The following is an 8,984-nucleotide window of genomic DNA, read 5'->3' on the forward strand; positions in this document are numbered from 1 at the left end:
CGTTTGTTTTTACGGCCTTTCCTTTTTGACCGCCTTACCTTTCAATAGCTTCCTGACCCACATTTTGCTTGGGTGAATGCTCTCTAAGACGTCAGCTGGCAGAGGTATTGGGTCGCCGCATATTTGCGATGCGAGCACTTCGGCCATCAGTGGTGATGAGCTCAACCCCCTAGAGCCTAAACCAAGCAAGCAAAATAAATTTTTATACTGAGGCAGCGCTTTTTCAGTCTCGCCGTTGTTAAAATGCTCCATGATTTGGCTGAACTTGCCCACATTTCCCACGAAAGGCAGGTGATCTCGGCTGACACATCGAATGCCTTGTCTAGAAGCATTGTCTGAAACATCCACTTCGTTGGGCCAATTTTGATCATTGAGGCAGTTTTTCAGTTTTTGTGCATTATCAAGCTGTGCTTGTGGATCAAAGTGCTGGTCAATATGAGTTCTATCGTAGCTGGCACCGATACAGTGCGTTTTGGTGTTCGGGTTTTGTGGTGTCATGTAGCCGTCATAGCAAAGTACCGTTTTTAACTTGGCTAATGTTTCAGTACTAGGAATGTGGCTTACTTGTCCTTTCACCTTTCCTAAAGGCAAGAATTTGGTTTGGTCATAGATATCAAACTTGTGTCCGTTGGCAATGATAATCGCTTGATGCTGGGTTGTATCGGTACTTGAAGTCAATGTCCAAAGCTGTTCACTGTCGTTCCAATCGATAGCTTCAATTGGCGTGCTCCAACAAACTTGCAATGCTCCACTTTTTACCAGTGACTGAATTAGCTCGCTAGTGAATTCAGCAGGACATAACCAACCTCCCGATGGATAATGCAGGCTTTCCATATCGACGGGCAATCCAACCACTTTGTTGGTCTGCTCTTTAGCCAGCTTTACCATTAACTCTTCTGGAAGAGAGGACTGGGCGATTTTGTTTAGCTTGGATGTGGATTTTTCATCCCACATTAACTGGGTGACGCCGCACCAGTTGTGGTCGAATGATATGTTTTCGCCGCATTGTTCTACAAATTGTCTAGCGAACAGCATACCCGGTGCAAAGACTCGCGAGACGCCAGTGTGTGTGTCGTTGAGAAGGGGGTAGATTGCTCCTTGTTTATTTCCAGAAGCGCCTTGCGCGGGTTTATCGTCGGCGCAATAAAGTGTCACTTTTACGCCTCTTCTCGCTAAAGATTTGGCCAATGTTGCGCTGGCAATACCTCCACCAACAATAGCAACGTCTTTGACATTTTGTACTGATTGGCGATGAAAATGGGGACGAATAGTTTTGCTTGCGGGTTTCTGTTTAATGACTCCAGCAATCATTTCACGCTTAGTGCCAAACCCTTTCACTTTCTTCATTTCGAAACCAGCTTCAATGAGTCCACGTCGAACGAAACCCGCGGCAGTAAAGGTAGCGCAAGAGCAATCGGGCTTGGCAAGCTTCGCCATGTTGTTGAACAATGTTTGGCTCCACATCTCAGGGTTTTTGCTTGGCGCGAAGCCATCCAAGAACCAAGCGTCGACGATACCATTTTCCAAAGTAGGCACCATTGGCATGCAATCTTTTATATCGCCAAACCAAAGGTCTAACGTGACTGCTCCATCATCGAAAACAATGCGATGGCATTCTGGGATGGCAATTGGGTAGAACTTTTGTAGTTTTTCTGCATAGCTTGTTAGCTCCGGCCACATCTTGTGAGCTTTTGCTAAATCTTGCTGAGTGAGAGGGAATTTTTCAAAGCTGATAAAGTGTAGCTGCTGAGTTCTTCCCGCTGGATTACTTTTTCTATATTGGTCAAATTCTTTCCAAGCAGCGAGGAAATTCAATCCCGTACCAAACCCTGTTTCTGCAATGACAAAGCGACGTTGATCAAACTCGGCCCAACGTTCAGGTAAGTTATTCTGCTTGATGAAAACGTAGTGTGTTTCCTCTAATCCATTAATATTGGAAAAGTAAACATCATCGAACTCATCTGAGACCGGAGTCCCAGAATCGTTCCAATCTAGTTTGGCATTATTAATTGACGTCATAATAAATTGTGTTTTGTCGGTATAGGCGATATAAGGTGTGATTGTACGGATTATTAGGAAAGCTGACCACTTCCGTTAGCCTTCTTCGTTATCATTTAGCAGAATTTAGAATTATAGGATTGTCACATGAAACGTGTCGTAATCACCGGTATGGGTATAGTTTCGAGTATCGGTAACAACGTCGAAGAGGTTTTAGCGTCTCTAAAAGCGGGTAAGTCAGGTATTAACGCTTCTGAGCAATTCAAGGAAAATGGCTTGCGCTCTCAAGTTTGGGGCGACCTAAAAATCAACCCTGCTGACCATATTGATCGCAAAAAAATGCGTTTTATGGGTGATGCGGCGGCGTTTGCATATTTGTCGATGGAACAGGCTATTGCGGACTCAGGTTTAACTGAAGAGCAAGTTTCTAATGATCGTACTGGCTTAGTGGCTGGCTCAGGCGGTGCATCATCAATCAACCAAGTTAATGCCGTTGATATCTCAAGAGAGAAGGGTGTTAAACGTGTTGGTCCATACATGGTAACGCGAACTATGGCGTCTACTGTCTCTGCATGTTTAGCGACTCCGTTTAAAATCCGTGGTGTGAACTACTCAATGAGTTCTGCATGTGCGACGTCAGCGCACTGTATTGGTCACGCAATGGAGCTGATTCAACTTGGCAAGCAAGACGTTGTTTTTGCTGGTGGAGCGGAAGAGCTTGATTGGACAATGTCTATGATGTTCGACGCTATGGGAGCACTGTCAACCAAATACAATGATACTCCAGATAAGGCTTCTCGTACTTATGATGCCGATCGTGATGGTTTCGTTATCTCTGGCGGTGGCGGTATGGTTGTCGTCGAAGAGTTAGAGCATGCTCTTGCTCGTGGTGCGAAAATCTACGGTGAAATCGTAGGCTACGGTGCAACGTCTGATGGCTACGACATGGTAGCGCCATCTGGTGAAGGTGCTGTTCGTTGTATGAAGATGGCTATGCAAAATGTCGATAGCGTTGACTACGTGAACACTCACGGTACGTCCACTCCTGTTGGTGACGTTAAAGAGCTTGGCGCTATCCAAGAAGTGTTTGGTGACAACAGCCCTGCAATCTCGGCAACTAAAGCGATGACAGGCCACGCTCTTGGTGCTGCTGGTGTGCATGAAGCGATTTATACAACTCTAATGTTAGACAACGGCTTTGTTGCTCCAAGCATCAACGTTGAAAACCTAGATGAAGCTGCAGCTGGTCTCGATATCGTGACTGAAACTCGCGAGCAAGAGCTAACAACAGTGATGTCAAATAGCTTCGGCTTTGGTGGTACAAACGCAACGTTAGTATTGAAAAAGTACCAAGGCTAATCGGTTTTCAATCGACGTCGATTAATTTTTATCGAAATGCCCACTTTCCTGCGGGAAGTGGGCATTTTTAGTGCTTCTTTTAGGGTATAGAGCCAGCTTTTTCTCGACAGTCACACCGCTTTTTTGCACAATCCCTGTAATTTCAATTCTTCGAGTTAAAAAATGAAAATTCTTGTCGATGAAAACATGCCTTATGCTGAACAGCTTTTTAGCCAGCTGGGTGAAGTGGTTTTGAAGCCAGGGCGTTCACTCACGAGTGACGATTTGATTGATATTGATGCTTTGATGATTCGCTCTGTCACTAAGGTAAATAAAGCTTTACTTGAGAAAGCAGACAAACTCAAATTTGTTGGTACGGCTACCGCCGGAATGGATCATGTCGACCAGTCACTTCTCGAAGATAAAGGCATCCATTTTACTGCTGCTCCAGGTTGCAACAAAGTTGGTGTAGCAGAGTATGCGTTGAGCGTTATTATGGTTTTAGCTCAGCAAAAAGGCTTTTCCATCTTTGATAAAACAGTTGGCATCATAGGAGCTGGTCAGGTCGGCAGCTATCTACACAAATGTTTGACTGGGCTTGGTTTAAAAGTGCTTCTTAATGATCCACCTAAACAGCAAACAGGTGATAGTCGAGACTTTGTCGAACTAGATGAGCTTTTAGATAAATCAGATATTGTCACGCTGCACGTGCCTATCACCAAAGACGGAGAGTTTCCGACTCATCATCTAATCGATAGCAACAGGCTTGAAGCTTTTCGCAGTGACCAAATACTGATCAATGCAGCTCGCGGGCCTATTGTAGACAATCAAGCGTTAAAAGCTCGACTACAGAAACAAGATGGCTTTACAGCGGCACTTGATGTGTTTGAGTATGAACCAGAAGTTGATATGGAGCTGCTTCCACTATTGGCGTTTGCTACGCCCCATGTGGCGGGATATGGATTAGAAGGCAAAGCGCGCGGCACAACGATCATATTTAATCGATTCTGCCAATTCTTGGACAAAGATTTAACAGCTTCTGCGAATGATCTGCTTCCAACAGCACCCGTGCCTGAAGTTAGGTTAGATAGAGCCTGGGATGAGAATGTTTTGCACAATCTAACCCAACTTATCTACGATGTTCGTAAAGATGATGCGCTATTTAGACGCGAAATCCATAAACCGGGTGCGTTTGATAGCATGAGAAAAAATTATTGGGATCGCCGTGAGTTTGGCGCAGTGACCCTTATAGGAAACGCAGATTGTAACCTGCAGCCCTTAAATAAGTTAGGATTTCAAATAGAGGAAAAACAATGAGCCAACAATTTAATATTGCAATTTTAGGCGCAACAGGCGCAGTTGGAGAGACTCTAATTGAAGTGCTTCAAGAGCGAGATTTTCCAGTCGGAGAGCTGTATTTGCTAGCCAGTGAGCGAAGCGAAGGTAAAACATATCGTTTCAACGGAAAAACCGTAGCGGTACAAAATGTTGAAGAGTTCGACTGGTCACAAGTTCATATCGCACTGTTTTCTGCAGGTAGTTCGTTATCAGAAAAGTGGGCGCCTATTGCCGCCGATGAAGGTGTGGTGGTTATCGATAACACATCACATTTCCGCTATGAGTACGATATCCCACTGGTTGTTCCTGAAGTTAACCCAGAGGCGGTGGCAGAGTTTCGCAATCGTAATATTATTGCCAACCCAAACTGTTCAACGATCCAGATGTTGGTGGCACTAAAGCCTATTCATGATGCGGTAGGCATTGATCGTATCAACGTATCAACTTACCAATCTGTAGCGGGCGCGGGTAAATCTGGAATCGACGAGTTAGCTGGCCAAACGGCTAAGTTACTAAACGGTAAACCAGCCGATCCAGAAGCTTTTTCTCAGCAGATAGCGTTTAACTGCATTCCACAGATCGATAAGTTCATGGATAACGGTTACACCAAAGAAGAGATGAAAATGGTTTGGGAAACCCAGAAAATCTTCAATGACTCTTCAATTATGGTGAATCCTACATGTGTTCGTGTGCCGGTCTTTTATGGCCATGCGGAAGCAGTACACATTGAAACCCGAGCTCCAATTGACGCTGAAGAAGTTGTACAACTTTTGGAAAATGCAGAGGGTGTAGAGGTATTCCACGGTGAAGATTTCCCAACTCAAGTTCGGGATGCTGGTGGTAAAGATCACGTAATGGTTGGGCGTATCCGCAATGATATTAGCCACCACAGTGGAGTAAATTTGTGGGTTGTGGCAGATAACGTGAGAAAAGGTGCGGCAACTAACGCGGTGCAAATCGCAGAAGTGTTAATTCGTGATTACTTCTAAACTTAAAGTTATTTAAACTTCTAGGGCGTGTTGACCTTTTGAGTTTAAATTTTGTTCGAATTCCAAGGCTTTTAATCAAGGCGCAGGCTAAGCAGCTTAGCATTCTAAGTGATGAGCCTGCAACGAAGAGTAAAAGCCTTGGAAGCGAACCCTTCGGGCAGCGTTTGTCGCTCCTTTCTAAGGCGTCAGTGCTGATTTGTGTAGATGACTACACGGCACCACCACTTCCTTGTAGAAAGAAACGACAAACGCTGCAAAAATCATCGCAAAAGGTCAATACGCCCTAATCTTGAGCCCCACTTTGCCAGTGGGGCTTTTTTGTAACTAAGAGCCTTTAAACGGGCAAAATGTGTGAGATTGGCGAGGTTATTGTCCCTGAGCAATAAAAATTGCCAACCATCCTATAGTTTTAACAACTTTATCCGATATATTTAACAGTTCATATTATTATTAATTGTATAGAGCACATAGCTGAGCCTTATATGCGTCGACTTTTTAAGCGTCTACTGTTATTACTTACTGTCATCGCCATAACCCCAGTCAATCTGGTTCAAGCAGAAGGAATTCGTGTCACTGGACCAAATGGTGAAATTCAGTCGTCTCCTCAGTATTACGAGCCAATCGCGAGAAATAACCAAACTGGCCCCTCACAATTTTATGGTCCTACCGGTACAAATGAAACACTTTGGAGTATTGCCTCTCGTTTAAGGCCCGAAACCAATGTGACTGTTCAGCAAACTCTGCTCGCGATTTACCGTCTTAACCCTCAGGCCTTTGCCGATCAGAATATTCATGAATTAATCCCCGGTAGTACGTTGCGGATCCCTTCTCTTGCCCAAGTTAGATCTGTATCGACTCAAGAAGCTATCAATATCATGCGTGCGCATCAGGCAAGGGTCGCTACGCAGCAGCCTGCTCAAACTCAGACTCCAACGCGTCAGGCTCCAATCGTTAATGCACCTAAACCGTCTTCTCAGCCTCAACAAACAACGCAACCACCCACCACAGGTGCAGAGACGAAAATACAACCCCAAACTGAACAAGCAAAAACGGCAAAGCCAGCAACGACTAAACCTGCTCAGGTTGTAGAGCTAGAACAGCAGCTTGAAATGTCTGACGGTGAGTTGTCCGCGCTAGAAGAGAGAAACCATAAGCTGCACCTAAGGCTTAGTGATGTTCAGTCAGAAGTAGACACGTTAAAAAATGAATTGTCGGATGATGGGCGTATTCGCTCGGAAGTAGAGAAACTGTTACAGCAAGAGCGGGCAAGGATAGAAAAAGAACAAAAGCTAGCTCCAACATTAGCTGACAACTTATTGTCGAATTTTTGGTTTGTTGCTGCATTGGCCGTCGTCCCTGGATTGTTAATTTTTGTCATTATTTTACTTCTTCTAAATAGGCGCCCAGCTGAGAAACAAGCTCCTACGGCTGAGCCAGAAATACAACCAGAGCAGATGATGGATATCGCGCCTGAAGCTCAATTGGATGACGATGATATTCAGTTGGATGATGACCTGTTTGGTGACTCAGATGACGATACCGATTCACTATTTGGAGATGACTTCGACTTAGAAGAAGAACAAGAAGAGAATGACGTATTTGCCGATCTCGATGACAAAGATCTCGACTTTAACTTAGAAGGTGATGATGGAGAAGATCCATTTGCCAGTATTGGAGATGATGGCGATTTAGATACGGGTTTGACAGACCTTGATAGCGCAAATGGGATAAGTGTTAACGCTGAAGACGAAGCTCTTGGTCTTGACGATATGGAAAGAGCACTGGATGAAGTTGTTAATGGTGATTCTGGCGGACCGCTTAGCTTAGATGGCGACATGGACTCCCTGCTTTCAGGTGATGATGACGATCTAACTGACAGTGCTATTGATCAGTCGATGCTGGATGATTTACTTGACGATTCAGAGCAGGCTGACGGTTTAGACTTGGGCTCTCTTCTAGACGATGGCGAAGGAGAGTTTGACTTAAGTGAGGACGTTGAGGATTCTAGTCCTTCAAAAGATACAACAGGAAACGCACCAGAGCCAGAACTTGCATCAGATAGCGAGCTTGATGAGCTTTTCGCCAATGTAGAGGCTCAGGCTGACTTAGACAGTTTAGAAGCAGAAGCTCAAGATGAAACAGCCTTGCTCGACGAAATGGTTGACTCAAGTGATGTTGAAGTGGGTGATGACAGTACTGAGTTACTGGATGAGCTTTTGGCGGAAGTTGAAGGTTTAGTTAATGACCAAGTCCCTCCTGAAAAACTCGACTTAGACAATACCGAGCAATTTGACGAGTTAATCTCGACGGAAGACGAGTCTCCAATTGAAGAAAGTAGTGCAGAGTTGCTTGATGATATTGTAGATGAAGGTGGTGAGCACGTACCAGATTTACTTGATGAAAGTACAGATACTCTGGATGAGCTTCTAGATGATTCTGGTGACAGTGATGACTTGTTGGATGATTTAGTCGACAACACTTTAACTGAAGAAAGTTTACAAGAAATTCCTGAGGATAGTATTAACGCATTTGACGAGCTTCTAGAAGAGTCGGCGGAGCCACTTGATGAAATTGAAGTCGCAGAAGACAGCGCGGAATTACTTGACGACTTAATTGAAGACACTTTTGACGAAAATGTCCCCGAAGTTCTTGAAAGTAGCACAGAAACACTTGATGAGTTGTTGGAAGACACTGACATACCAAGTGATGTAGAAGTTGATGAAGACAGTGTTGGCCTACTCGATGATTTAATTGAAGACTCTGCTGAAGAAGGAACGCCTGAAGTTCTTGAAGGCAGCACAGATACACTTGACGAGTTGTTGGAAGGGAATGACTTACAAACGGATGTTGAGGTTGCTGAAGATAGCATTGATCTCCTTGATGATTTAATTGAGGAAGATGTTACCAGTGAACTTACGGAGCAAGATTCATTTGCTGAAGACCTAGACGCTCTAGAGGGCTCATTAGATCTTGATCCAGATGGTACGGACTTATTTGATGAACTTGTTGAAATCGAACAGCAGTCGACAGTTTCGGAAGAAACTCAAGAACAAAGTGGTGTGTCGGATCCGCTCGAAGTAAATGAGTCAGATACAGGTAGTTCAGACACGGAAACTGAAATCAAGCATCAAGATTTCGATCGGGACGATTTTATGGAGGATCTGCTGAGCGCTGCGCCTGCAGCTGACCCTCTATTGGAAGTTGAGCCAGAAAGTGCCTTAGAGACTGTTGACTCGCTTCTATCAGGACTAGAATCTGAAGAACCAGAACCAGAACCAGAACCAGAACCAGAACCAGAACCAGAACCAGAACCAGAACCAG

5 protein-coding genes are annotated in these 8,984 nt (G+C 44.5%); 4 read left to right on the forward strand and 1 reads right to left on the reverse strand.

Annotated features, from left to right (window positions below; all coding sequences use genetic code 11):
- Window positions 1-9: 9 nt before the first annotated feature.
- Entirely contained in the window at window positions 10-2,019 is a 2,010-nt protein-coding gene (gene mnmC, locus ACM2FC_RS19075; protein WP_498482596.1) for a bifunctional tRNA (5-methylaminomethyl-2-thiouridine)(34)-methyltransferase MnmC2/FAD-dependent 5-carboxymethylaminomethyl-2-thiouridine(34) oxidoreductase MnmC1, read from the reverse strand.
- Between the two features lie 126 nt (window positions 2,020-2,145).
- On the opposite strand from mnmC, the gene fabB reads away from it, so the two are divergent.
- The 4 genes from fabB to ACM2FC_RS19095 all read left to right on the forward strand — a co-directional run.
- Window positions 2,146-3,357 (forward strand): beta-ketoacyl-ACP synthase I, encoded by a 1,212-nt coding sequence (gene fabB / locus ACM2FC_RS19080; protein WP_498482597.1) that lies wholly within the window; start codon window positions 2,146-2,148, stop codon window positions 3,355-3,357.
- 162 nt (window positions 3,358-3,519) lie between these two features.
- Complete coding sequence (locus ACM2FC_RS19085; protein ID WP_498482598.1) at window positions 3,520-4,653, forward strand: 4-phosphoerythronate dehydrogenase; 1,134 nt, start codon at window positions 3,520-3,522, stop codon at window positions 4,651-4,653.
- A complete protein-coding gene (locus ACM2FC_RS19090; protein ID WP_498482599.1) occupies window positions 4,650-5,663 on the forward strand; it encodes an aspartate-semialdehyde dehydrogenase in 1,014 nt (337 codons plus the stop codon). The genes ACM2FC_RS19085 and ACM2FC_RS19090 overlap by 4 nt, the downstream gene beginning before the upstream one ends.
- A 482-nt stretch (window positions 5,664-6,145) precedes the next feature.
- The coding region (locus ACM2FC_RS19095) for a FimV/HubP family polar landmark protein (protein ID WP_498482600.1) at window positions 6,146-8,984 on the forward strand (2,839 nt) is incomplete at its 3' end.

The sequence above is a fragment of the Vibrio sp. A37 genome (assembly GCF_059777565.1).

Coding starts and splice junctions, on each gene's coding strand:
- mnmC (WP_498482596.1), bottom strand. CDS start 2,019: ATGACGTCAATTAATAATGCCAAACTAGATTGGAACGATTCTGGGACT.
- fabB (WP_498482597.1), top strand. CDS start 2,146: ATGAAACGTGTCGTAATCACCGGTATGGGTATAGTTTCGAGTATCGGT.
- ACM2FC_RS19085 (WP_498482598.1), top strand. CDS start 3,520: ATGAAAATTCTTGTCGATGAAAACATGCCTTATGCTGAACAGCTTTTT.
- ACM2FC_RS19090 (WP_498482599.1), top strand. CDS start 4,650: ATGAGCCAACAATTTAATATTGCAATTTTAGGCGCAACAGGCGCAGTT.